The following is a 22,142-nucleotide window of genomic DNA, read 5'->3' on the forward strand; positions in this document are numbered from 1 at the left end:
TTACCGCAACGGAAACAAAATCTCTTGATCGCGCGTTGTACCGGGAACGCCCACCCTGCGATCGACTTTCTGACAAAGAAAGCCGGCCGCCGCGTGACTGAAAAAACCAGAACTTTCGACAAAATGTGAGTATATTATGTCAACCATACTCCTCATTATACTCATTCTGCTAGTCATCGGTGCGCTGCCCACGTGGCCATATAGCTCAGGTTGGGGCTATTATCCGAGTGGAGGATTAGGACTGATCCTAATCGTACTGCTCATTCTCCTGCTCATGGGGCGGCTATAAAGTCCAAACCGCAAGAGGTGGAGCGATAGTCTGGCAAACTGCCGAGGAGGGCCCAGATGTTCACCGACATAAGACCATCGCTGAGATGGCGGCCCGTAGGCCTCCTGTTGGGCTTTCTCACCCTGTCCTCGGTGACGCAGGCACAGTCACCCCCGCCCGGCGCGGGGTTCCCGCCTGCGCCCGAGGTGCCTGCGCCTGGAGCTATCATCCCGGCCCCCTCACCCTCGGGCGAGCAGATCGGCAGGCTGACGCAGAGCGAGGTCGCCAACCGCGGGGCATCGGCATCCGCGCAGAACGCCTTCAACCCCACCGCCCAGAGCATCGCCGAGGGACGCGTGATTGAGGATCGCGCCGCCATCCTTGAAGAGCGCCTGAACAAGAGCAGTCGCCGGGCGATCAACAGCATCTGTCGCGGATGCTGATCAAGACCGCGCGATTGGCATGATGCGGGATGGGTTCCTTGTGTTCTCGCTGGTGTTCGCTGCCACATGCGGCAGCCTGACCGGCTCTTACGCGGCCCCTCTCGATCTCGCGTCACAAGCCCAGAACTGGCTAACCAAGAACCTGGGACTGAAAAAATCCCGGGCGCAGCATTCGCCGCCCGCGCCTGCCGCAGCGAGACTCGCGCGTCAGTCCCGGCCCGAACGTTTAACGGCAACGCCTCCGTTGCCCCCGCGGCGCCCGCCTCAAGAACCCGCCGCGGCGCTTCATCCGCCCGGCGGAACGCCGCAAGCCCCTGACCGGCCATCCGCGGAGGGGACGCCTTCTCACCGCGCATCGACGATCGTCTTGCCGCCACGGCGGCCGCCCGACCTGGGTCCCAGCCCCGGCGCAGCCGCATCCGTCGCCAATACTGGGCTTCCCACCGGCGATTTGCCCGCCGCTTCATCGGTGATGCCGACGTCGCCCGGACCGGCTGGACCGCCCGCGCCGGCTGAACCGCCCGCAGCGACTGATGCGGCGCAGACATGCGATGGCGCGCCGGCCCAGATGGTGGTCACGCCGGCTGTCGGGGTTCCGCAGGAAGGCGTCTGCGCCGTCGCGCGCCCCGTTCGCCTGGAAGCCGTCCTGATCGGCCACGACAGGCGCATCGCGCTCAACCCGCCTGCCGTCCTCTCCTGCTCCACCGCGGCCGCCATCGCCGCCTGGATCAGGGAGGATCTCGTCCCGCTCGCCGATGCAACGGGATCGCCGCTCGTCTCGATCACGGTCGCCGATTCCTACAGCTGCCGGCCGCGCAACCGGCTTGCCGGCGCGAAGCCTTCCGCACATGGCAATGGCCTTGCCTTCGACCTCGGCGCGATGGAACTCGCGGACAAGCGCATCCTGACGATGCAAAGCGACAGCCTGACGCCGGCCGCGCGGCAGTCGCTGAAGGCGAGCGCCTGCGAGCGCTTCGGCACGGTGCTCGGCCAGGGATCGGACGGCTACCACGAAGACCACCTGCATGTGGATCTCATCCCGCGGCGACCCGGGCGCGCGATCTGCCAGTGGACGCTGCCCCGCGACAGCAAGGGATAGCGGCCCTCTCCCGCGCGGTCATTTTGCGAATGGCAAAACAGGACCCGCGCCAGCACAAATGCGCGCAGGAGCCAGCAAAAGCGGTTCATGCTGCTGCCCCCAATGTCCTAGAGTGACGAGGTCCGATCTCATCGGAGCAGCCCGCGCGGCGGCAATCCGTGCCGCCTTGGCGTTCTCGTTGCGGTCGAACCGGGTGTCCGTCCCTCGCCTCTGCAAAGGATCCAACCGCGTGAAGGCCGTTTTTGTCGATGCCAGCCCTACCCTCGCCGCTGTCGCCGAGCGACTTCATCGTCCCGATGACGTCCCGCTGCGCATCAATTGCCAACCGGACATCCGCCCGCCCGCGCTTCCGGCGGTGATCGATGACGCCGCAATCGCGCTGATCGACCATACGCACCTGCCGACGGACATTGCCCGCCAATGTGCGGGGCTCAGGCATGTGGTCTTCCTCGGCACCGGCGCCCGCTCCTACATGGATGTGGAGGAATTGGCCGCCCTCGGCATCACGGTGCATCTCATCCGCGGCTACGGTGACACGGCGGTCGCCGAATGCGCCTTCGCCCTCATGTGGGCGGCGGCCAAGGGCTTCGCTTTCATGGATCGCGGCATCCGTGCCGGCCAATGGCGCCTGACGAACGGCCTGCAACTCACGGGCAAGACGCTGGGACTGATCGGCTTCGGCGGAATCGGCGCGGAGATGGCACGTCTCTCGGCCGGTGCGGGAATGCGTGTGCTCGCCTGGAACCGCAGTGCCAGGAGCGCCCCGGGTGTCACCTTTGTCGACATCGATACCCTGCTTGCCGAGAGCCACGTGCTCTCGCTGCATCTTCTGCTCAATGACGAGACCCGCGGTTTCCTGTCGCGCGCGCGGCTGGCGCGGGTGCGGGACGGTGCCATCCTGGTGAATACGGCGCGTGGCGCGCTCGTCGACGAGGCGGCGATGATCGACGCGCTCAAGTCCGGCAAGCTCGCCCATGCCGCCCTCGACGTCTACGAGGCGGAGCCGCTGCCCGGCGACCACCCGCTCACCCGCCTCGACAATGTGACGTTATCCGCCCATTCGGCCTTCCGGACGCCGGAGGCCAGCGACAGCCTGATCGAGGCAGCGCTCAACCATTGCCGCCGCATTTCCGGTGTCGGCACGCCGTCATGAGCGAGTTATCCCCGTCATAATTTTTATGACCATCGAAAGCCGTTAGAGCATTTTCAAGCGAAGCGGCTACCGGTTCGCGAAAAGAAAATGCGACAAAACAAAGATGTAGAGCAAATTGCGATCCAGTCAGATCAAAATTTGCTCTAGAGCATAATCCGACCGGAGTGAAACGAGGATCGATAAGATTATGCTTGAAATAAAGGAAGTTAGAGCGCCGATCTGATGCAATCAGATCGAAACGCGCTCTAGAAGGCTGCGGCCTCGAGATAGACATCCCGCGTGATACGGGCCGTCTCCTGCCAATTGCGCGTCGCCGCGGCCGCGCGGCGCGCATCCCGCCTCGCCTCGGTCTCGCTTGCCGCCTCATCGATGACCTGCTCGAAAGCCCGTGTCCAGGCCGGCGTATCGAGCGGATCGACCAGAAGCCCCTGGCCGAGCGCCGCCTCCTCCGGAGCGCCGCCGCTGGCGACGACCACCTGGGCGCCGCAGGCGAGCGCTTCCGTCACCGGCATGCCGTAGCCCTCATAGATCGAGGGATAGAAGAAGCCCGCGGCTCCCCGATAGAGCGTGCGCAGCACCCCATCATCCACATAGCCGGTAAAGCGGATCTGTCCATCGCGGACCAAGGCCTCGGTGGCGGCCGGCCAGTTCATCTCGCCCCAGCCGGAGCCCCCGACCAGCACCAGCGGCATTGCGGCGCGGCGTTCCGCCGGCAGGCGGCCATAGGCATCGACGAGGGTGCGCAGGTTCTTCCGCGGCTCGAGCGTCGACACGCTCAACGCATAGCGCCCCTTCGTGAGCCCAAAGCGCGACAGGGCGGCCTCATCGTCCACCCGCGCACGTTCGAAGAAACGCGTATCGACGCCTGGATAGGCGACGCGGATGCGCTCCGCCGGGACGCCGACCAGATCCGTGATCTCATGGGCCGAGAACTGCGAAATCGTGAGCACGCGCGGCGCCGATGCGATTGACGCGAGCCGGCTGTTGAACCAGCGCACGCGCTCCGCCGGATGAAGGGTCGGATGGCGCAGAACCGACATGTCGTAGATCTCGGGGATGGTGACCCGCCCCAGCGGTGCCGGCGCGAAGAAGTTCATCGCATGGAAAACATCGTAGCCGCCGCGGCCGACACGGCCGTGGTAGCGCCGCGCCAACGCTCCGCCATAACGCTCGAATACAGCGCGTGCGTGGATACCTACGTGTTTCTCCAGCCTATCACCCCAATATTGGGCATATCCACTCTCACGCTCCTGTGAAAAAGACACGAACATCTCGATGGGACGTACCCGAAAGCCGTCGAAAACATCGATTCTTACTTCTTCATTATTCGTTCCGCGTGACGGGTCAGAACGAGATACATCGAGAAGTGCCTTGACGACCTCAAGCGTATAGTGGCCAATTCCGGTCAGGCGGGATCGTACCGGGGTCACATCTACGCAGACTGAAACAACCATGAGAATCTCGATATCCCTGTCGCCGCGGCTCGTATGGAGGTTCTTAACAAAACAGTGTCAAAGCGGGGTAAATACTCACCCTTGCGTTGATGGTATGGCCCATATCGGGCGTTGCCTAGGCAAGCGCGGTCATATAGCTAGGCCAGATGACGCCTCATGCTGGAGACTGGGCAGGTTGTGCAATGTCCGGGATGCGGTGTGGATATGGACCCGGTCTTTCTATCGCGGATCCATTGTCAGGATCGAGTGGCAGTCGAGGTAGCAATACGTGTCCCTACTCTTGAAATTTAAGATCGGTATCGCGCGTGTTCCGTTCTTGGGCCCCTTCATTCGCCAGACCTACCAGCTTGCCACCGCACCGTTAGCATTGGCGCGCTCCGCACGGACGGAATTGCCGCGCCTCGGCAATGACCTCAGCGATGTCGCAGAGCGCCTGACCCGCGTCGAGTATGAACTCCGCGACCTCAAAGCCATGATCGACAGCGAGATCCGGTCCGTGATCGATCCCCGGATCATCGACCAACGTTTTGCGGAACTGCGGGCCCACGCGGACGCAAGCGTCCAGACGTCAGTGGGCCAAACGGTACAACGGCTCGATCTGCGCATGCAGGGGCTCGAGCAGCGCACTGCCGAAGTGATGGATCGCGGCGACCATGAATGGGGAGCGTCGCGACGCTCCTATACGGAGCTCGCCCATCGTCTGTCGCTGCTGCTCGAAGACGTCCGCAAACTGCCGGCCGGCAGTTCACGGCCGGAGCTCCAGGAGAAGATGGCCGGAACGCCGGACCCTCTCCTGACAACCTTCTACGCCACGTTCGAGGATCGCTTCCGGGGCTCGCGCGAAGACATTCGCGAGCGCGTTTCCGTCTTCCTGCCCGAAGCCCAGGAAGCCGTGAAGATTGCCGCCGGTGCGGGTCCGATCGTGGACCTCGGCTGCGGCCGCGGCGAATGGCTGGAAGTTCTGTCGCGGGCGGGGATCCGCTGCCTTGGCGTCGACAACAACGAGGCGCAGCTCGCGAGCGCCCGCGCGCACGGACTGCCGGTGCTGAATGCTGATGCCCTGGCGTGGCTGAAAGAGCAGCCGCCGGCATCGGTGCCGATGATCTCCGCCTTCCATCTCATCGAACACCTGCCTTTCCCGGTCCTGACCGAATTCGCCTCGGAAGTCATGCGGGTTCTGACACCCGGCGGGCTTGCGCTGTTCGAGACGCCCAATCCCGAGAGCCTTCTGGTTGGCGCCTTCTCCTTTCATCTCGACCCGACGCACATCAAGCCGCTGCCCCCCGAGCTCACGACCTGCCTGATGGAAGTCCTCGGCTTCACGCCCGTGACGATCCGCCCGCTCCACCCTCACCCCTGGCGCGACCGCTATCTGCGCGAGAAGTCCTTGCCTCCGGACGTGGCGCGCCTGCTCTTCGGGCCGCGTGACTACGCCGTTCTCGCGCGCAAGCCGGGGGTCTGAGCCGATGCGTATCGCCCTCATCACCGCGCAGGTTCCCTTCGTCCGCGGCGGCGCCGAACTCCTCGCCGACAGGCTGCGCGACCACTTGCGCCTCTATGGCCACAATGCCGAAATCGTATCGCTGCCCTTCAAGTGGTATCCGCCGTCGACCCTGCTGGATCATATGGTCGCGGCAACGCTGACCGATTTCAGCAATTACAATGCGGTGCCGGTCGATCTCGCCATCGGGCTCAAGTTTCCGGCCTATCTCGGGCAGCATCCCAACATGGTCATGTGGCTGCTGCATCAGTATCGCGGCGCCTATGACGAGTGGGACACCGGGCACGGGGATCTCCTGTTCCACGAGGATGGGAAGCTCGCGCGCGACGCCATCCGCCAGGCCGACAACCTCGCCATGCGACGGGCCAAGGCGGTTTTCACCATTTCGGAAAATGTCACCCAGCGGCTGCAGAAGTACAATGGCGTCGCATCGACAGCGCTCTATCACCCGCCGCCGCTCGCCGAGCGTCACGATTGCCGGGGCTATGAGGACTATCTCTACTTTCCAAGCCGACTTTCCCTGCCGAAGCGCCAATCCCTCGTGGTGGAGGCACTGGCGCGCACACGCGCACCGGTCAAGGTCATGTTCGCGGGAGCTGCCGACAATCCGCAGCAGGAGGAGGAGCTTCACGCGCTGGCCAGGACGCTTGGCGTCGACGACCGCGTGATCTGGAGCGGACCTGTCGATGACGACACCATGGTCGATGCCTATGCCCGTGCGCGTGCCGTCGTCTATCCGCCGCGCGACGAGGACTACGGCTATGTGACACTCGAGGCGATGCTGTCCCGCAAGGCCGTCATCACTTGTGCCGATTCGGGAGGCCCCCTCGAATTCATCGAAGATGGCGTGAGCGGCTTCGTCACGGCGTCGGATCCGGCCTCCCTCGCCGCTGCAATGGATGAAATCTGGGAAGACCCGGCCCAGGCCGAGCGCATGGGAACCGCCGCTTGGGACCGCTATCAGTCGATGGGCATCTCCTGGCAGAATGTCATCGCGCAGCTCACCAGCGAGCCGACCGGGGCCGCATCGCCGAGTGAGACGCCCGCAAGGCTGCAACGGCCTTCACCGCGGGCCATCGTGGCCAATGCCGTCACGCCACGGATCGAGCCGGTCATCGCCCGCACCGGGATCAACAGCGTCAAGGAGCTCAGCACGATCTTCGAGCTCGATGACGCCTTCAGCACGCCGGACGCGGTCACCTATTACGAGCGCCACTTCGCCCGTTTTCTCACGTCGCTCGCGATGCTTGATCCGAAGCCTGGCACGCGCGTGCTCGATATCGGAGCGTCTGAACCCTACGTCTTCGCGGCCTTGCTGAAGCGCTATGCGCCCGATGTCTGGATATCAGCGGTCGAAGAGCGCGGTTCGGCGTCGGCGATCAATTACAAGATCAAGAGCAAAGTGCCGGGCGTCCAGGATTTCGAGGTTCACCGCGTCAAATGCAATGTCGAACGGGAGCGCCTCCCCTTCCCCGATGCGAGCTTTGATCTTGTCCTGGCGATGGAGATCCTCGAGCATCTGCCGGTCAACCCTGCCTTCTTCGCCGAGGAGATTGCCCGCGTCACCCGCCCCGGCGGCCAGGTCCTTGTGACGACGCCCAATATCGCCTCGCATGAGGCGACCGCGCGCCTCCTCAACGGTCATTCACCCTACTCCTTCGGCATCTTCATGCCGTTGATGGGAATTCATGGGCGCCACCAGCGCGAATGGACGCCCCATGAAGTCGAGTTGCTGATGCGCTCGGCGGGCTTCGACACGGACCGTCTCTCAACCGCGGACGTCTATGGCCAGACCGTGGAATCGAAAGCCGCCGACGTGCTCATGACCTGGCGGCGCGACCCCGTCCTTTTGGGCGAGACCACGCTCTACCTCGGTACGCGCAGCCTGCGCCAGTCCGACGCGCCGCTCGATCTGTACATTTCCGATCCACGGCAGTATCGCGGGGGAATCCTCGCCACCCGCCGCCGGCCGACCGATGCGAATGTGCAGGTTGCGCTGACCAACAAGAGCCCCGTGTCCTGGGCCCACGATGGCCCGGATCCGGTTCAGCTCGAGATCCGTTGGCTCAACGACGATGGAGAGCTCTCCCAGGAGTTCGTACGCTTGCCACTGCCGCGCACCATCGATCCGGGCGAGACGCTCAATACCCTGTTGCGCCTGGGCGAGGAGCCCGACCGCTACGAAGGTGCGGTTAGCATCCGGCTGTTCCACCTCGGCTATGGCTGGTTTGACATTCTCAACACGACGAATTCGGTCCTGCTGCCGCTCAAACGTGCAACCTTCGAAGCCTTCATGGCCTCGCCCGAACTCCGGGAGGCCTGATGCCTACCGAGCCTGCTCGCCCTCTGGTGGATTGGTTCTCGCCACTGCCGCCGGCGCGGAGCGATATCGCCCATTTTTCGGCACGCATATTGCCCGCCCTGTCAGCGCGCGCCGACGTGCGCCTCTGGACCGACCAGAGGGACTCGGATCCCGCGCTGGCCAAACATGCCGAGGTCATTGTTTACGATCCGCGCAGTATCGATTTGCGCAGACTGAACAAGAGCAACCTCATTTTTTACAACATGGGCAACGACGGGCGCTTCCACGCGGCGATCCGTGAAGTCATGTTCAAGGCCCCTGGGATACTCATCGCCCATGAGCTGAGCTACCATCACTCGATGTACTGGGACTATATGGTCCGCAGGCAAGATCCCGCCGGCTATCTCGCGCTTGTCGAACAGCGCTATGGCACCGCCGCCCTGCGCGCCGCAAAGCAGCACATGGACAAGGGAAAGCCGCATATCGACGAACTCGCCCGGCAATATCCGTTCATCGACTATCTGGCGGATGCCGCGCTGGCCGTCATCTGCCACACCCGCGCGGTCGAAGAAGCCGTGACGGCGCGCGGCATCGGCGCGCTGAGGCTGCCGCTCGCCTACCAGGCCCCGGCAAACCCGCCGTCACGATCCCGCACGTCGAGCGTCCTGGAGTTCGTGCAGTTCGGCTACATCGGCCCCCAGCGCCGCCTGTTCAGCATTCTGTCCGCCCTCAGCCGTTTCCGTGACAAGCATCCCTTCAGACTGCGCATCTTTGGTGAGTTGTGGGATGAGAACGCGGTGCGCGCTGAAATTCGCAACCTCAGGCTGGATGATTGCGTATCGATCGTCGGTTTCGTGGCGGAGCCCGTCCTCGATGGTGCCATCGCGAAGGCCGACCTCGTCTTCAACCTGCGCTATCCGTCGATTGGCGAAGCCTCAGGCAGCCAGATGCGCATCTGGGCGGCGGCAGCCCCGTCGATCGTGACCAATACGGGCTGGTACGGCGATCTCCCCGACAATACCGTCGTCAAGATCGAGCAGGAGACAGAGGCCGATGACATCGACCGCGTGCTCGCGGCGCTTGCCGCGGATCGGTTCGCCTATGCGCAGACCGGCCTGAACGGCTTCGCACACCTCGCCAAGGAGCACAGCCCGGAAAGCTATGTCGACCAGCTCCTGAAGATCGAGGAGATGGCCGAGGCGCGGCGCGGTGTCATGGCCTATCGCCATCTGTCGTTACGCGCAGATGCCATGATTGAAAGGCTGTTCGGCCGTGACAGGGCCGCCAGGATGAAGGCGGTCATGAACTACAAGCAGAAATTCGACGCGTGAAGGTGTGAATTCTTGGTCGACCTGATGTCCATGGCTTCCGGGCGCCTCGCTGAGGCGAGGCCCCGGAATGACGGCGGCATTCCATAAAGACGCATAGCCACCCAAAAAAGCGCCGGGCGGAAACCACCCGGCGCAACGCCGCCTGTCACCGTCTCCCGAAAGCCGAACGGCGTTCCGGGACCTTGCTCAAATACCCGCCCTGCCCTCGCGAACCCTGCGCAGATCGGCTTCCACCATCATGTCGACGAGCTCCTGCAGGCTCGTCTTGGCTTCCCAGCCGAGATTGGTCCTGGCGCGCTCGGGATTGCCGATGAGCAGATCCACTTCCGCCGGTCGGAAGAACCGCGGACTAATCGCAACGATGACCTTGCCCGTCGCCGTATCGATGCCTTCTTCCTCGATCCCGGCGCCGCGCCAAGCCAGAGTGAAGCCAGCCGCCTTGGCCGCCATCTCGACGAAAGCGCGCACCGACGTGGTGCGACCGGTTGCCAGCACGTAGTCCAGAGCCTCGTCCTGCTGCAGCATGCGCCACATGCCGTCGACATAGTCGCCGGCAAAACCCCAGTCGCGCTGAGAATCGAGATTGCCGAGCTCGATACGCGCGATCTCGCCGGCACGGATACGGGCAAGCCCATGCGTGATCTTGCGGGTGACGAACTCGCGGCCGCGTAGCGGCGATTCATGATTGAAGAGAATGCCGGAGGTCGCGTGGAGGCCGTAGCTCTCGCGATAGTTCACCGTCATCCAATGGGCGTAGAGCTTGGCGACGGCATAGGGACTGCGCGGATAGAACGGCGTGATCTCCCGCTGTGGCGTCTCCTGGACTTTGCCGAACATTTCCGAGGTCGACGCCTGGTAGAAGCGGGCGGTCGGAACGACCGAGCGGATCGCTTCCAAAAGGCGGGCGACGCCAATGCCGTCGATCTCGCTGGTATAGAGCGGCTGCTCAAAAGACAGGCCCACGAAGCTTTGGGCGGCGAGATTGTAGATCTCGTCTGGCTTCACGCGCTCCAATGCGCGGGCGATATTGCCATATTCGAACAGATCGATGTCGCATAGCTCGACAGAATCAGCGATGCCAAGCTCGATGAGGCGCAGCGGCGACGCCACTGTGGTCCGGCGCATGGAGCCGACGACATGATAGCCCTTCTCGAGAAGCAGCTTCGCGAGATACGCCCCGTCCTGCCCCGTGATCCCCGTAACCAGTGCCCGTTTTGCCATTCGCCTCGATCCTTCTGAGAAAACGCGGGCATTCCATGCGATCATGGTCGCGTTAAGGCGGAACACCCGAACGGACGCTTTAGACTGCTTCGAAATGCGGCCCTGAGCGGACTATACCAACATTGCTGGCAACTCAAGTTTAGCCTATAGGCGGGCAGCGCTCCCCCGCGCTCATCGGCACGGACACCATGAATTTATACGCCGTCGGCCATGCCATCTGGCGCCGCTTGCCCAAAGGCCCCCGTCAAGCAGCCTATGCGCGCCTTGCAGCCCTCATCAGTCCGCGACCGGATCCCACCGCGCCTCAACAGGCCACGGCCCCCTGGATCGTCGCAGGGGTGCTGCGCGCCCCGACCGGTCTCGGCCAGGCGGCCCGCCTCGCCTTCGAGGCCCTCAAGGCGAGTGGCGAACCCGTCTTCGCAGCCGATGTCACCGCGGCGCTGCGGCAGCCGCTGGCGCTGCCGCCCATCGACAGCCCGCCCATTCCCGAGGGGTCGGGCACCGTCATCCTCTTCGGCGTGCCGCCGACCACGGGCCATGCGCTCAGGGCCATCGGCAAGCGTGCGCTCGCCGGCAAGCGTGTCATCGGCTGCTGGTTCTGGGAGCTGGAGCGCGCTCCGGACTTCTGGAAGCGGGATGCAAGCCTCCTGCATGAGGTCGTCTCCACCTCGCAGTTCAGCTGTGCGGCCATCGCCGCGACCCTCGGTCAGCCCGTGCGCCAGATCGTGCATCCGCTCACCGCCGAGCCGCTGCCGGAGATCACCCGCACCGGCCATCTGCTGCCGGGCCACCACTTCCGGGTGGGCTTCGCCTGCGACTTCGGCTCGACGACCGCCCGCAAGAACCCGCTCGCCGTGGTCGCCGCCTTCGAGAAAGCTTTCGCGAGCAAGCCGGACACAACACTGTCACTGAAAGTGCGCGATCCCTCCGCCTCTCCCGCCGTTGAGGCGAAATTGCGCGAGGTCGCCCGGCGCCTCGGGCCGCGTTTCGAGCTCGTCACCGGTGATCTGTCGCGGGAGGAAAGCCTCAACTGGCTCGCCAACCTCGACCTGTATCTCTCCCTCCACCGCTCCGAGGGCTTCGGCCTTCCCATTGCGGAGGCCATGCGGCTCGGCGTTCCCGTTGCGGTCACGGACTGGTCGGCGCCCACCGAGTTCGTCGACGACAGCTGCGGCTTTCCCATTCCCTATACGCTCATCCCGGTGGAGGACACCTCGGGCCTCTATGCCCTGCCCGGCGCGCGTTGGGCGGACGCGGATGTGGACGCGGCGGTGGCGATTCTGCGCTATGTCAGACGCTCGCCGGTGGCGCGCGCAACCCTGGCGGTCGCCGCGCGCGAGCGGATCGAGGAACTCTACAACATCAGGCGTTTCCTCGAGCAGCTGCGTGGCGACGCATGACCGGGGCGCGCGCCATCGATACCTTCGTCTGGTTCTGGGGACGTCGGGGCGGAGGCCCGGTCTTCGCCCTGAAATTCGCCCAGTGGCTCGCCGAGACGCGGCCCGACGAGACGCTCCTTCTGTCCTTTTCGGAAACCAGCGAGGAGCTGGACGCCGCCCGCAGCTGTGGACTGCCTCTGACCGTCGAGCCGGACCCGCGTGTCGCCGGTTCCCCTTTCGCCAAGGCGCGGGCGGTCCTCGGCATGGCCCGCCGCTTCCGCCGCGACATGAAGCGGCTCAAGCCGCGGCGCGTCGTCATCCCGATGAACTTCGCCTTCGCCTGGCCCCTGGTCTATCTCGTTCCGCGGAGCAGCCGGGTCATCTACGTCGTCCATGACGACACCCCGCATCCCGGCGACTACGCACGCCTGTGGCAGGAAAGCACGCAGAAGCGGCTCGTCGCCAAGGCGGACCGCGTGCTCGCCCTGTCGGCGGCCGTCGGCGCGGACGTGCTCGCCCACCATCGCGGCGTCAAGGACAGGCTGCGCATCGTTCCGATCAATGCATTCTATGCCGATGCCCTGCAGCCGGCAGCCGCGGCCCGGCGGCCCGCGCCGGTTGGCCGCCCGCTGCAACTCCTCTTCGTCGGCCGGCTGATCGCCTACAAGGGTCTGAGCCTGCTGCGCGCCGCGCTTGAGCCCCTGAAGACCCGTGACGACTGGCGCCTGACAATCGCCGGCAACGGGCCCGACAAGGCCTATGCGGATGACGCCTTCAGGGACCTGCCCCAGGTCACGCTGCGCACGGAATGGCTGGCGCAGCAGGACTTGCAGGCCTTGATCGCGGCCGCCGACGTGCTGGTCTGCCCCTATGTGGAAGCGAGCCAGTCCGCCATCATCCCGGAAGGGCTTGCCTTGGGAACGCCCTCCGTCGTGACGCCGGTCGGCGCGCTGCCGGAACAGGTGGGACAGGGAGAAGTCGGCGAGGTGGTAGCACAGGTGACCGCCGCAGCCCTGGCGGCGGCCATCGCGCGGCTCATCGATGATCGCGGTCATGTGGCGGCGCTGCAGGCAAGGGCCCCCGTCTTCATGCAGGCCGGCCGGGCATCCGCCGATCTCGGCAGCGCGCTCGACTAGGACCAACCGACTTGCGCTGCCCCATGGGCATCGACGGCGCTCATTGGCTCGGACGCGTCCGCCTGACGCCGTAGCGGAGAAATTTCACGATTCTTTTAACGCGATGGTTACCGAAGTGTAAGCGCGCGATGGAACCGGAAGCGCTGCGGCGCCGTTGTTGTCATGTCCCGATTGTGGACGGTCCCCGCGAAATCCTGTCGTGAGGACCGGGCCAGCCGGGGAAGACAAAAGGATCGCTTGTATGCGTGCCCTGCTATTGGCTTCGATGATTGCTCTCGGCGTCTCGCCAGCCGTGGCCCTGGATCGCACGGAGGTCACGGCCGTTCGCCTGACGATTTCGCAACAGATGGATGCCTTGAAAAAGGAAGATGCGACCGCCGCCTTCGCGATCGTGTCACCGAAGCTCAAGGCCCGCTTCACGGACAGCAAGAGCTTCATGACGATGGTGCGGGAGCAGTTTCCCGTGATCATCAATCCGCAGCTCGTGTCCTTTGACGATATTCAGCAGACCTCCTACGGCCTCACCCAGCTTCTGCGGCTGGTGGATGCCCGCGGCGAACCGTGGCTCGCCTTCTTCGTCATGGAACGCGACAAGAAGGGCCGCTGGGGCGTCGCGAATGTGGTGACCGTGCGCCTGCCGTCCTACGAGGCCTGATCGGCCTCGCCGGGGGCATCGGCAGCGCCCGCGCCCCAGTCGGCCCGGATGGCCGCTGACACGTCGGCCAGCGTATTGTCGACAATGGCCTTGCGCAGGCTCGCCATCAGATCCTGATAATAGGCGAGATTGGCCCAGGTCAGCAGCATCATGCCGAGAATCTCGCCCGATTTGACGAGATGATGAAGATAGGCGCGGCTGTAGCTGTTGGCCGCGGGGCAGCTCGACGTCGGATCGAGCGGTGCCGGATCATCGGCGTGCCGCGCGTTCTTCAGATTGATCTTGCCGAAGCGCGTATAGGCCAGGCCATGCCGCCCGGCGCGGGTCGGCATGACGCAGTCGAACATATCGATGCCGCGGGTGACGGCAGCCACCAGGTCATCCGGCGTGCCGACGCCCATGAGATAGCGGGGCTTGGTCGTGGGCAGATACGGAACGACCGTCTCGATCATGGCGAGCATCGTCGCCTGCGGCTCGCCCACCGCGAGCCCGCCGATCGCATAGCCCTTGAAATCCATGTCGACGAGCGCGCGCGCGCTTTCGATACGCAGCGCCCTGTCCTCCCCGCCCTGGACGATGCCGAACAAAGCCTTGCCGGGCTGCTCGCCGAAGGCGCGCCGGCAACGCTCCGCCCAGCGCAGGCTGAGCCGCATGGCGCGCTCGGTATCCTGCGGTGACGCGGGCAGCTTCACACATTCGTCGAGCTGCATCTGGATATCCGCGCCGAGGAGCCCCTGGATCTCGATCGAACGCTCGGGCGTCAGGACATGGGTCGCCCCATCGACATGGGACTGGAAGGTCACGCCGCTCTCGTCGATCTTGCGCAGCTTCGACAGCGACATGACCTGGAAGCCGCCGGAATCCGTGAGGATCGGATAGGGCCAGTTCATGAACTTGTGCAGGCCGCCAAGCGCCGCCACCCGCTCCGCCCCCGGCCGCAGCATGAGGTGATAGGTATTGCCGAGCACGACGTCGGCGCCGAGCGCCTTCACCTGCTCGGGATACATCGCCTTGACGGTCGCCGCCGTGCCCACGGGCATGAAGGCGGGCGTGCGGATGACACCGCGCGGCATGCGGATTTCACCCGTGCGGGCCGTCCCGTCGGTCCCCGTGACGGAGAAGGTGAAGCTCTCGCTCATCGGGGCATCTCCGCACGAAACAACAGGCTGGCGTCGCCATAGGAATAGAAGCGATAGCCGTTGGCGATCGCATGCGCATAGGCCCGCTGCATCTCGCCAAGGCCCGCGAAGGCCGAGACCAGCATGAACAGGGTGGAGCGCGGCAGGTGGAAATTGGTCATCAGCACGTCGACCGCCCGGAAACGGTAGCCCGGCGTGATGAAGATAGCGGTGTCGCCGGCCCAGGGCCGGACCTCGCCTTCCGGCGTCGTCGCGCTTTCCAGCAAGCGCAGCGAGGTCGTGCCCACGGCCACGATGCGACCGCCGCGCTGGCGGGTTGCATTGAGGGCGGCGGCCGTCTCGGCGCTCACCGATCCCCATTCGGCATGCATGCGATGCTCGGACGTGTCATCGGCCTTCACCGGCAGGAACGTCCCCGCCCCCACATGGAGCGTCACGAACTGCCTGTCGATGCCACGCTCCGAAAGCCGCGTAATGAGCTCATCGGTGAAATGCAGCCCGGCTGTCGGCGCGGCGACCGCGCCCTCCTCGGCCGCATAGACGGTCTGATAATCGACGCGATCCGCGGCATCCTCCGGGCGTTTCGAAGCGATATAGGGCGGCAGCGGCATATGGCCGAGGCTGGCGATGCTCTCGTCGAGGATCGGGCCGCTCAGGGCAAATCTCAGGACGACCTCGCCGCCGTCGCCCTTCTCGGTCACGGTAGCCTCGAGGCCGGACAGGAGGCAGGCGCCTTCCGTCTCTTCGCCGAAGCGGATGATGTCCCCGAGGGCGAGGCGCTTGGCAGGCCGCACGAAAGCCCGCCAGCGGTCGGTGGCCTCGCGCTTGTGCAGCATCGCCTCGATACGGGCGGAAGCCTCGCCCCGCCGCCGCATACCGACGAGCCGTGCGGGAATGACGCGGGTATCGTTGAGAACGAGCGTGTCGCCGGGCCGAAGCAGGCCCGGCAGATCGCGGACGACGCGATCCTGCAGAGCCGCTTCCGGGCCACCGACGACGAGAAGCCGCGCGGCGTCGCGCGGCTTCACCGGCCGGGTCGCGATCCGGTCCTCCGGCAAGTCAAAATCGAACAGATCGACACGCATCGCCGGAAGCCCGGATGTCACTCAGGCGCCGACGCGGGCCGTGACGATGCTGTCGGGATCGCGCACGGGCTCGCCGCGCTTGAGCTTGTCGACATTCTCCATGCCCTCGATGACACGGCCCCACACCGTATACTGCTTGTCGAGGAAACGGGCATCCGAGAAGCAGATGAAGAACTGCGAATTGGCCGAGTTCGGGTTCTGCGTGCGGGCCATGGAGCAGATGCCGCGCACATGCGGCTCGGCATTGAACTCCTGCTTCAGGTCGGGCAGGTCCGACCCGCCCGTGCCGGTGCCGTGCGGGCAGCCGACCTGGGCCATGAATCCGTCGATGACGCGGTGGAAGACGATGCCGTCATAGAAACCGGACGAGGCCAGCTCCTTGATGCGCGCCACGTGGTTGGGGGCGAGCTCGGGAAGAAGCTCGATGACGACCTTGCCTTTGGTCGTGTCGAGGATGAGCGTGTTCTCGGGAGACGGTGCCATGGGGCGTTCCTTTATTCTGTGGATTCCATCCGGAGGGCCGTGCGGCCCGCATCCGGGACGTCCCGGCGGAGCATAAGCCGCGCTGATCAAGTCTGACGATATAGGGATGATTGCCGCAAAGGGACAGGGGCCTTTGCCGACGTCCCCCGCCGCACGCCGTGGGCGCGACACCCATCGGGATGATGCAGGACGCCTATTTCGCGCCCGTCGCCATCTGCATCTTGACGATCTTGTCCGGCGCCGTGACCGTTCCGTTGTCGGCCTTCGAGCCCTTCTTGATCTTGTCGACGACGTCCATGCCGGACACCACCTCACCCACCACGGTGTATTGGCCGTTGAGGAAGTCGGCATCGGCGAAGGTGATGAAGAACTGGGAATTGGCGGAATTCGGATTCTGCGACCGCGCCATGCCGACCGTGCCGCGCTTGAACGGCGTCTTGGTGAATTCGGCCGGAATGTTCGGCAGGTCCGAGCCGCCCATGCCGGTGCCGGTCGGATCGCCGGTCTGGGCCATGAAGCCGTCGATGACGCGGTGGAAGACGATGCCGTCGTAGAAGCCGCGCTTCGTCAAAGCCTCGATCTGCGCCACATGCTTGGGCGCAAGGTCCGGACGGAGCTGGATGACGACGCGTCCATCCTTGGTGTCGAGGAAGACCTGATGCGCCTTGGCCGCCTGCGGCTTGGCCGTCTGGGCGGCCGCCGGCAGCACGGAAAGGGCCAGCAGGCAGGCGGCCGTGCCGGCGATGGCACGCAGGCGCGCGCGGTACGAGAAGGAAGCAACCGCATTCGTCGAACGCTTCATCAGATGATCTCCAGAAGAACGGTGAGAACGGCCGACCTTTAACCGCCGGCGAATTTGGCCTTGAGCCGCTCCGCCACGGAAGCCGGCACGAAGGATGAGACGTCGCCCTTCATCGAAGCGATCTGGCGCACCAAGGTGGCGGTGATGGGGCGGGCGGCCGTCGAGGCCGGCAGAAAGATCGTACCGATGTCGGGCGCCATGGCATCGTTCATGCCCGCCATCTGCATTTCGTAGTTCAGGTCCGTGCCGTCCCTGAGCCCCCGCACCATGATGGAGGCGCCAGCCCGGCGCGCGGCCGTCACCGCGAGATCGTCGAAGGTGACGATGTCGATCGTGCAGCCCGCCGCAGCGCCGACCGGACCACAGACCTCCTGCAGCATGGCGGCGCGCTCCTCGACCGAGAAAAGCGGCGTCTTGCCCGGATGCAGGCCGATGGCGATCACCAGCCGGTCCACGAAGCGGCAGGCCTGGCGGATCACGTCGAGATGGCCGTTGGTCACCGGGTCGAACGATCCGGGGTAGAAGGCGGCAGAGCGCGGCATGGTCCTCGTCGTCATTCCTGCATCATTTGGGTGAAAAGGCTTACAAGGGCCGCCGGGGGACTGCAAGCGCGCAGGACCTCGCCGGAAGGTGCGCAGGGACGGCACAGGAAGGGGCACAGGAAGGGGCGTGGCGTTTTCGATGTGGTATCGCGCTCGGCCCCGCAGGGCTATCATGGCGGCCGCCTGAAATGCCGCATGAGATGACCGATGTCCCGATCGCCCAGGAAAACTGCAAAGAAATCAACGAAGAAATCAGCGAAGAAGGCGGACGACCAATCAGCCGGCCGATCAGCGGGTAAGGCGGCAAAGACCGCCCGCGGGAAGTGGGCGGAGGACGCGAGCAGCCAGGCGGTCGACAGCCCGCAAAATCCCGCGCGCGGCACAGCGCCCGAAACGCAGTCGTCCAAGGCCAAGTCCTCCAAGACGCAGCTCTCCGAGACGCAGCCCCCCAAGACGCAACCCTCCAAAACCTCCCCCCCGGGAACGCGCCTCCCCGTCGAGCCCGCGGCGCTTGCAGGCCTTCTCGGTCCCTATCGCATCACCAACGGCTCCGATTTCAGGATCGGCGATCACAACCCCGGCGATACCGGCGGCCTCGACCTGGAGAAGGACCACGCACGTGACCTCCTCGACAGGGGCGTTGCCGCGCTCAGCGCCATCCAGGAGCGGCTCTTTGCCAACAATCGCTGGTCGGTTCTGCTCGTTTTCCAGGCCATGGACGCCGCCGGCAAGGATGGCACCATCAAACATGTGATGTCCGGCATCAATCCGCAGGGATGCCAGGTGCATGCCTTCAAGGCGCCGTCTTCCGAGGAACTCGACCATGATTTTCTCTGGCGCACCCACCAGCGCCTGCCCGAGCGCGGCCGCATCGGGATTTTCAACCGCTCCTACTACGAGGAAGTGCTGGTCGTCCGCGTGCACCAGGAAATGCTCGACCGGCAGAACCTGCCACCGCGGCTCGTCACGAAATCGATCTGGGACGACCGGCTGCGCGATATCCGCCACCACGAGCGCTACCTCGCCCGCAATGGCATGCTGATCCTCAAGTTTTTCCTCAACGTCTCGAAGGACGAGCAGAAGAAGCGCCTGCTTCAGCGCATCGACGATCCTGCCAAGAACTGGAAGTTCGAGAGCAAGGATGTCGACGAACGAACCTACTGGAAGGCCTATATGCATGCCTATGAGGAGGCGATTCGCGCCACCGCCAGCAATTTTGCACCGTGGTATGTCATCCCGGCCGACAACAAGTGGTTCACCCGGCTCGCCGTCATGGGCGCCGTGGTCACCGAACTCTCGAAGCTCGGCGTCGATTTCCCGAAGATCGACGACGCCGACCTTCACAAGCTGCTCGGATTCCGCGAGCGGCTCGTGGCGGATTGATGGATCGCGCCGATCCGCAAAGAGGCGCGCTGGACGCTGTGCGATCAGTACAGCAAGGCTGTTCCACCGCCGTCCTCCCCGGCCTTCGCGCCGGGGATCCCGATCGGAAATGCACGGGATCTTCCTCGTCGGGATGGCCGGGACAAGCCCGGCCATGACAACGGAGTTTCACTGATCCAACGAGGCCGGAGGCTTTGCAGGCCTAGCCCTTCAGCCCGCCCATGCGCAGAATATGCGTCCATTCCGCCTCCGTCACCGGCTGGACGGACAGGCGGGAGTTATTGACCAGGACCATGTCCTTCAGCGCCGGATCGGTCTTGATCACCTCCAGCGTCACGGGATGCGGCAGCGCCTCGACGGCCTTCACATCGACCATGCCGAACCGCCCGGACGCGTCCGTGTGATCGGGATAGTATTCCTTGATCACCGCGACGATGCCGACGATCTCCTTGCCCTCGTTCGAGTGGTAGAAGAAACCCCGGTCGCCGATCTTCATCGCCATCATGTTCAGCTTGGCGCCATGGTTGCGGACACCGTTCCAATGCGTGCCCTTGTCGCCGGCGTCGCATTGCTGCTGCCACGACCACGTGGACGGTTCCGACTTGAAGAGCCAATGGGCCATCGCGCGCTCAACTCCTGTATGAAAGACCGAGAAGCAGGCCCGCCTTTCACGGCGGCGCAAAGCTCCGTCCGGCAGTTCCCGGCGAATTCCGAAGGGCGCTTCGCTTCGCGCCCTCGCGGAATTGCTGCCGCAGGGATATACACTCCCGCCCGCTAATCAAGACGTTCAGGCCGGCGTCACCAGGCGGGCGAAGATCGGCAGGTCGACATTGCCCCCGCTGAGGATGATTCCGACCCTCTGCCCGTCCACCGGCACGACACCGCTGAAGGCGGCGGCGGCCCCGAGGCAGCCGGTCGGCTCGACGACGATCTTCATGCGTTCCGCGAAGAACCGCATGGCCTCCACCAGCGCCTTGTCCGGCACCGTCACCACGTCATCCACGAGATCACGGATGATCGAGAAGGTGATCTCGCCGAGCGCCGTCGTCTGCGCACCATCGGCGAGCGTCTCGGGAACATCGATGGTCACGATCTTGCCTGCGCGGAAGGAGCGCGCGCCGTCGTCGCCGGCGGCCGGCTCGACGCCGATCACCCGGCAGCGCGGCGACAGGGCCTTCGCGGCGAGCACGGAGCCCGCCAACAGCCCCCCGCCGCCGAGCGGTACGATGAGAAGATCAAGCGCGCCCACCTCTTCGATGAGCTCCTTGGTCGCGGTGCCCTGCCCGGCAATGATGTCGGGATGATCAAAGGGGGGAATCAGAGCAAGATCCCGCTCGCGCGCGATGCGTCGCGCGATGTCCTCGCGATCCTCCGTGTAACGGTCATAGAGCACGACCTCGCCGCCATAGCCGCGTGTCGCGGCGACTTTGATCGCCGGCGCGTCCTGCGGCATGATGATCACGGTGGGCACGCTGAGAAGCTGCCCGGCCAGCGCGACGGCCTGGGCATGATTGCCGGAGGAAAACGCCACCGCCCCCCGGCCCTTCTGATGCTCGCCGAGCGCCGCGAGCGCGTTGTAGGCGCCCCGGAATTTGAAGGCACCGACGCGCTGGAAATTCTCGCATTTGAAGACAAGCGAGGCTCCGGTCTGCTTATCGGCCGTGCGCGACGTCGCAACGGGTGTGCGATGGGCCACGCCGGCGATGCGCTCCGAGGCGCGCACAACATCGTCATAGGTCGGGATCGAGATCGGCATGGATCTGCCTCAACAGCGGGGATTGCAAGGGCAATAAAAGCCGCCGCATCCTGCCCGCAACGGTTCTCACCTTCAATACGATAAGCGCCTGTCCGCGAGAACGGTCGCGTTATTCGGCGACGATGTCCTGTCGTCCGAGGCGCCTGAGCGCGACGCCGGCGCGTTGCGCCTCCGCGCGAATGAGGGCGAGCGTCTCCACCGTTGCGCTGAGATGGGCGACTGCCGCGGCTTCAGCCCCCTCGCCGTCACCGTCAAGAATGGCCCGCGCGATCGCCTCATGCTCAGCGAGAAGCCGCGCCCGCACACCGGGGCGGTCATAGAGCTGGCGGCGGCTGTAGAAAATGTCGCGCTGCGACAGCTCGGAAAAGGCCCGCATCACGTGCAGGATGACGAGGTTGTGGGCCGCCTCGTAGATCGTCCGATGGAACGCGACATCACTCGCGGCCTCGGCGGTCGGATCGTCGAGGCCGTGGGCTTTCCTCATCTCCTCAAGACTGGCGGCGAGGGCCTTTTTGTCGTGCTCCGTGGCGCGCCGGGCCGCGAGCCGCGCGGCCCGCGCCTCCACCGCCTCGCGATATTCAAAGTAATCGTCGGTCATGCGGTCGCTCGCACCGAGCAGCGCGACGAAGGGCCCGGTAATCGGCGCCAGGAAGTCGGCGACGAAGGTCCCGGCCCGCGACGTGACGAGGAGCCCGCGCTTCTCGAGCTGCGCCAGGGCCTCGCGGAGCGAAGGCCTGGAGACCTCGAGCTTCTCCGCAAGCTCGCGTTCGCCGATCAGCCGCTCGCCGGGCCGGAGCGCACCCTCCAGAATCAGCAGTTCGATATGCTGCGCCACGGCATCCGCAAGCCGTGGCGGGCGCACAGGGTCAACCAAGGTCAGTCCTCTCTTCGCAGGGCCACAGGTCCTCGCTGGGTCGCAAGTCTTCGCAGGGTCGCAAGTCTTCGCAGGGCGAAAAGTCTTCGCAGGGCGAAACGTCTGCGCAGGGATGCAAGCGCCGGCCTGGGAGAGC

22 protein-coding genes are annotated in these 22,142 nt (G+C 65.0%); 11 read left to right on the top strand and 11 right to left on the bottom strand.

Features of this window, described 5'->3' with window-relative positions; genetic code table 11:
• The first annotated feature begins 133 nt into the window (after nt 1-133).
• Together C7450_RS15660 and C7450_RS15665 are read left to right on the top strand one after the other, a co-directional pair.
• Nucleotides 134-289 carry a DUF3309 family protein gene (locus C7450_RS15660; RefSeq protein WP_210206467.1) on the top strand — a complete coding sequence of 52 codons (156 nt, stop codon included), beginning with the start codon at nt 134-136 and terminating at the stop codon, nt 287-289.
• 56 nt (nt 290-345) lie between these two features.
• Complete coding sequence (locus C7450_RS15665) at nt 346-711, top strand: hypothetical protein (RefSeq protein WP_146227349.1); 366 nt, start codon at nt 346-348, stop codon at nt 709-711.
• 345 nt (nt 712-1,056) lie between these two features.
• Here the strand turns inward: C7450_RS15665 and C7450_RS33980 are convergent, their stop codons facing one another.
• Nucleotides 1,057-1,290, bottom strand: coding sequence for a hypothetical protein (locus tag C7450_RS33980; protein WP_170147261.1), 234 nt, complete (start codon nt 1,288-1,290; stop codon nt 1,057-1,059).
• Between C7450_RS33980 and C7450_RS33985 the strand changes: the two genes are divergently transcribed.
• Together C7450_RS33985 and C7450_RS15675 are read left to right on the top strand one after the other, a co-directional pair.
• Nucleotides 1,280-1,810 carry an extensin family protein gene (locus C7450_RS33985; RefSeq protein ID WP_170147262.1) on the top strand — a complete coding sequence of 177 codons (531 nt, stop codon included), beginning with the start codon at nt 1,280-1,282 and terminating at the stop codon, nt 1,808-1,810. The two genes, C7450_RS33980 and C7450_RS33985, sit on opposite strands and share 11 nt — an antisense overlap.
• A gap of 229 nt (nt 1,811-2,039) precedes the next feature.
• Entirely contained in the window at nt 2,040-2,963 is a 924-nt protein-coding gene (locus C7450_RS15675; RefSeq protein ID WP_110375386.1) for an NAD(P)-dependent oxidoreductase, read from the top strand.
• Nucleotides 2,964-3,208: 245 nt separating this feature from the next.
• Here the strand turns inward: C7450_RS15675 and C7450_RS15680 are convergent, their stop codons facing one another.
• Nucleotides 3,209-4,228, bottom strand: coding sequence for a glycosyltransferase family 4 protein (locus C7450_RS15680; protein WP_170147263.1), 1,020 nt, complete (start codon nt 4,226-4,228; stop codon nt 3,209-3,211).
• Between the two features lie 457 nt (nt 4,229-4,685).
• Here C7450_RS15680 and C7450_RS15685 point away from each other — a divergent pair, with 457 nt between their 5' ends.
• The 3 genes from C7450_RS15685 to C7450_RS15695 are packed head-to-tail and all read left to right on the top strand — an operon-like array spanning nt 4,686 to nt 9,551.
• Nucleotides 4,686-5,879 (top strand): class I SAM-dependent methyltransferase, encoded by a 1,194-nt coding sequence (locus tag C7450_RS15685; RefSeq protein WP_146227350.1) that lies wholly within the window; start codon nt 4,686-4,688, stop codon nt 5,877-5,879.
• A gap of 4 nt (nt 5,880-5,883) precedes the next feature.
• Nucleotides 5,884-8,241, top strand: a complete 2,358-nt coding sequence (locus C7450_RS33990) for a glycosyltransferase (RefSeq protein WP_170147264.1) — start codon at nt 5,884-5,886, stop codon at nt 8,239-8,241.
• The gene (locus tag C7450_RS15695) at nt 8,241-9,551 is read left to right on the top strand and encodes a glycosyltransferase family protein (protein ID WP_146227351.1); all 1,311 of its coding nucleotides are present in this window, start codon (nt 8,241-8,243) and stop codon (nt 9,549-9,551) included. Before C7450_RS33990 ends, C7450_RS15695 begins: the two co-directional genes overlap by 1 nt.
• A 186-nt stretch (nt 9,552-9,737) precedes the next feature.
• Here the strand turns inward: C7450_RS15695 and gmd are convergent, their stop codons facing one another.
• Entirely contained in the window at nt 9,738-10,772 is a 1,035-nt protein-coding gene (gmd, locus tag C7450_RS15700; protein WP_110375390.1) for a GDP-mannose 4,6-dehydratase, read from the bottom strand.
• A gap of 188 nt (nt 10,773-10,960) precedes the next feature.
• On the opposite strand from gmd, the gene C7450_RS15705 reads away from it, so the two are divergent.
• The 3 genes from C7450_RS15705 (at nt 10,961) to C7450_RS15715 (ending at nt 13,942) form a co-directional block, all read left to right on the top strand.
• Entirely contained in the window at nt 10,961-12,172 is a 1,212-nt protein-coding gene (locus C7450_RS15705) for a glycosyltransferase family 4 protein (RefSeq protein ID WP_110375391.1), read from the top strand.
• Nucleotides 12,169-13,287, top strand: a complete 1,119-nt coding sequence (locus C7450_RS15710; protein WP_110375392.1) for a glycosyltransferase family 4 protein — start codon at nt 12,169-12,171, stop codon at nt 13,285-13,287. Before C7450_RS15705 ends, C7450_RS15710 begins: the two co-directional genes overlap by 4 nt.
• A 241-nt stretch (nt 13,288-13,528) precedes the next feature.
• Nucleotides 13,529-13,942 (top strand): DUF4864 domain-containing protein, encoded by a 414-nt coding sequence (locus C7450_RS15715; protein WP_110375393.1) that lies wholly within the window; start codon nt 13,529-13,531, stop codon nt 13,940-13,942.
• On the opposite strand, the gene tgt is transcribed toward C7450_RS15715, so the two are convergent.
• From tgt to coaD, 5 genes are all read right to left on the bottom strand, one after another.
• Nucleotides 13,930-15,081, bottom strand: coding sequence for a tRNA guanosine(34) transglycosylase Tgt (tgt, locus tag C7450_RS15720; RefSeq protein WP_110375394.1), 1,152 nt, complete (start codon nt 15,079-15,081; stop codon nt 13,930-13,932). The two genes, C7450_RS15715 and tgt, sit on opposite strands and share 13 nt — an antisense overlap.
• Complete coding sequence (gene queA, locus C7450_RS15725) at nt 15,078-16,166, bottom strand: tRNA preQ1(34) S-adenosylmethionine ribosyltransferase-isomerase QueA (RefSeq protein WP_110375395.1); 1,089 nt, start codon at nt 16,164-16,166, stop codon at nt 15,078-15,080. Before queA ends, tgt begins: the two co-directional genes overlap by 4 nt.
• A 21-nt stretch (nt 16,167-16,187) precedes the next feature.
• Nucleotides 16,188-16,649 carry a peptidylprolyl isomerase gene (locus C7450_RS15730; RefSeq protein ID WP_110375396.1) on the bottom strand — a complete coding sequence of 154 codons (462 nt, stop codon included), beginning with the start codon at nt 16,647-16,649 and terminating at the stop codon, nt 16,188-16,190.
• Between the two features lie 193 nt (nt 16,650-16,842).
• Entirely contained in the window at nt 16,843-17,451 is a 609-nt protein-coding gene (locus tag C7450_RS15735) for a peptidylprolyl isomerase (RefSeq protein WP_110375397.1), read from the bottom strand.
• 38 nt (nt 17,452-17,489) lie between these two features.
• On the bottom strand, nt 17,490-17,993 hold the full coding sequence (gene coaD / locus C7450_RS15740; RefSeq protein WP_110375579.1) for a pantetheine-phosphate adenylyltransferase: 504 nt from the start codon (nt 17,991-17,993) through the stop codon (nt 17,490-17,492).
• A gap of 207 nt (nt 17,994-18,200) precedes the next feature.
• Between coaD and C7450_RS15745 the strand changes: the two genes are divergently transcribed.
• The gene (locus tag C7450_RS15745) at nt 18,201-19,376 is read left to right on the top strand and encodes a polyphosphate kinase 2 family protein (RefSeq protein WP_110375398.1); all 1,176 of its coding nucleotides are present in this window, start codon (nt 18,201-18,203) and stop codon (nt 19,374-19,376) included.
• A gap of 202 nt (nt 19,377-19,578) precedes the next feature.
• On the opposite strand, the gene C7450_RS15750 is transcribed toward C7450_RS15745, so the two are convergent.
• The 3 genes from C7450_RS15750 to C7450_RS15760 all read right to left on the bottom strand — a co-directional run bounded on the left by C7450_RS15750 (nt 19,579) and on the right by C7450_RS15760 (nt 22,006).
• Nucleotides 19,579-19,998, bottom strand: a complete 420-nt coding sequence (locus tag C7450_RS15750) for an EVE domain-containing protein (RefSeq protein WP_110375399.1) — start codon at nt 19,996-19,998, stop codon at nt 19,579-19,581.
• 165 nt (nt 19,999-20,163) lie between these two features.
• Entirely contained in the window at nt 20,164-21,132 is a 969-nt protein-coding gene (locus tag C7450_RS15755) for a threo-3-hydroxy-L-aspartate ammonia-lyase (protein ID WP_110375400.1), read from the bottom strand.
• A 109-nt stretch (nt 21,133-21,241) separates the two neighbouring features.
• Nucleotides 21,242-22,006: a FadR/GntR family transcriptional regulator gene (locus C7450_RS15760; RefSeq protein ID WP_245449789.1), complete on the bottom strand. Its 765-nt coding sequence runs from the start codon at nt 22,004-22,006 to the stop codon at nt 21,242-21,244.
• Between the last annotated feature and the right edge of the window lie 136 nt (nt 22,007-22,142).

The organism is Chelatococcus asaccharovorans, assembly GCF_003201475.1.
GTDB classification, from domain to species: domain Bacteria; phylum Pseudomonadota; class Alphaproteobacteria; order Rhizobiales; family Beijerinckiaceae; genus Chelatococcus; species Chelatococcus asaccharovorans.

Coding starts and splice junctions, on each gene's coding strand:
- C7450_RS15665 (WP_146227349.1), top strand. CDS start 346: ATGTTCACCGACATAAGACCATCGCTGAGATGGCGGCCCGTAGGCCTC.
- C7450_RS15750 (WP_110375399.1), bottom strand. CDS start 19,998: ATGGCCCATTGGCTCTTCAAGTCGGAACCGTCCACGTGGTCGTGGCAG.
- queA (WP_110375395.1), bottom strand. CDS start 16,166: ATGCGTGTCGATCTGTTCGATTTTGACTTGCCGGAGGACCGGATCGCG.
- C7450_RS15715 (WP_110375393.1), top strand. CDS start 13,529: ATGCGTGCCCTGCTATTGGCTTCGATGATTGCTCTCGGCGTCTCGCCA.
- gmd (WP_110375390.1), bottom strand. CDS start 10,772: ATGGCAAAACGGGCACTGGTTACGGGGATCACGGGGCAGGACGGGGCG.
- C7450_RS15745 (WP_110375398.1), top strand. CDS start 18,201: ATGTCCCGATCGCCCAGGAAAACTGCAAAGAAATCAACGAAGAAATCA.
- C7450_RS15735 (WP_110375397.1), bottom strand. CDS start 17,451: ATGAAGCGTTCGACGAATGCGGTTGCTTCCTTCTCGTACCGCGCGCGC.
- C7450_RS15730 (WP_110375396.1), bottom strand. CDS start 16,649: ATGGCACCGTCTCCCGAGAACACGCTCATCCTCGACACGACCAAAGGC.
- C7450_RS15695 (WP_146227351.1), top strand. CDS start 8,241: ATGCCTACCGAGCCTGCTCGCCCTCTGGTGGATTGGTTCTCGCCACTG.
- tgt (WP_110375394.1), bottom strand. CDS start 15,081: ATGAGCGAGAGCTTCACCTTCTCCGTCACGGGGACCGACGGGACGGCC.
- C7450_RS15710 (WP_110375392.1), top strand. CDS start 12,169: ATGACCGGGGCGCGCGCCATCGATACCTTCGTCTGGTTCTGGGGACGT.
- coaD (WP_110375579.1), bottom strand. CDS start 17,993: ATGCCGCGCTCTGCCGCCTTCTACCCCGGATCGTTCGACCCGGTGACC.
- C7450_RS15755 (WP_110375400.1), bottom strand. CDS start 21,132: ATGCCGATCTCGATCCCGACCTATGACGATGTTGTGCGCGCCTCGGAG.
- C7450_RS33985 (WP_170147262.1), top strand. CDS start 1,280: ATGGTGGTCACGCCGGCTGTCGGGGTTCCGCAGGAAGGCGTCTGCGCC.
- C7450_RS15705 (WP_110375391.1), top strand. CDS start 10,961: ATGAATTTATACGCCGTCGGCCATGCCATCTGGCGCCGCTTGCCCAAA.
- C7450_RS33990 (WP_170147264.1), top strand. CDS start 5,884: ATGCGTATCGCCCTCATCACCGCGCAGGTTCCCTTCGTCCGCGGCGGC.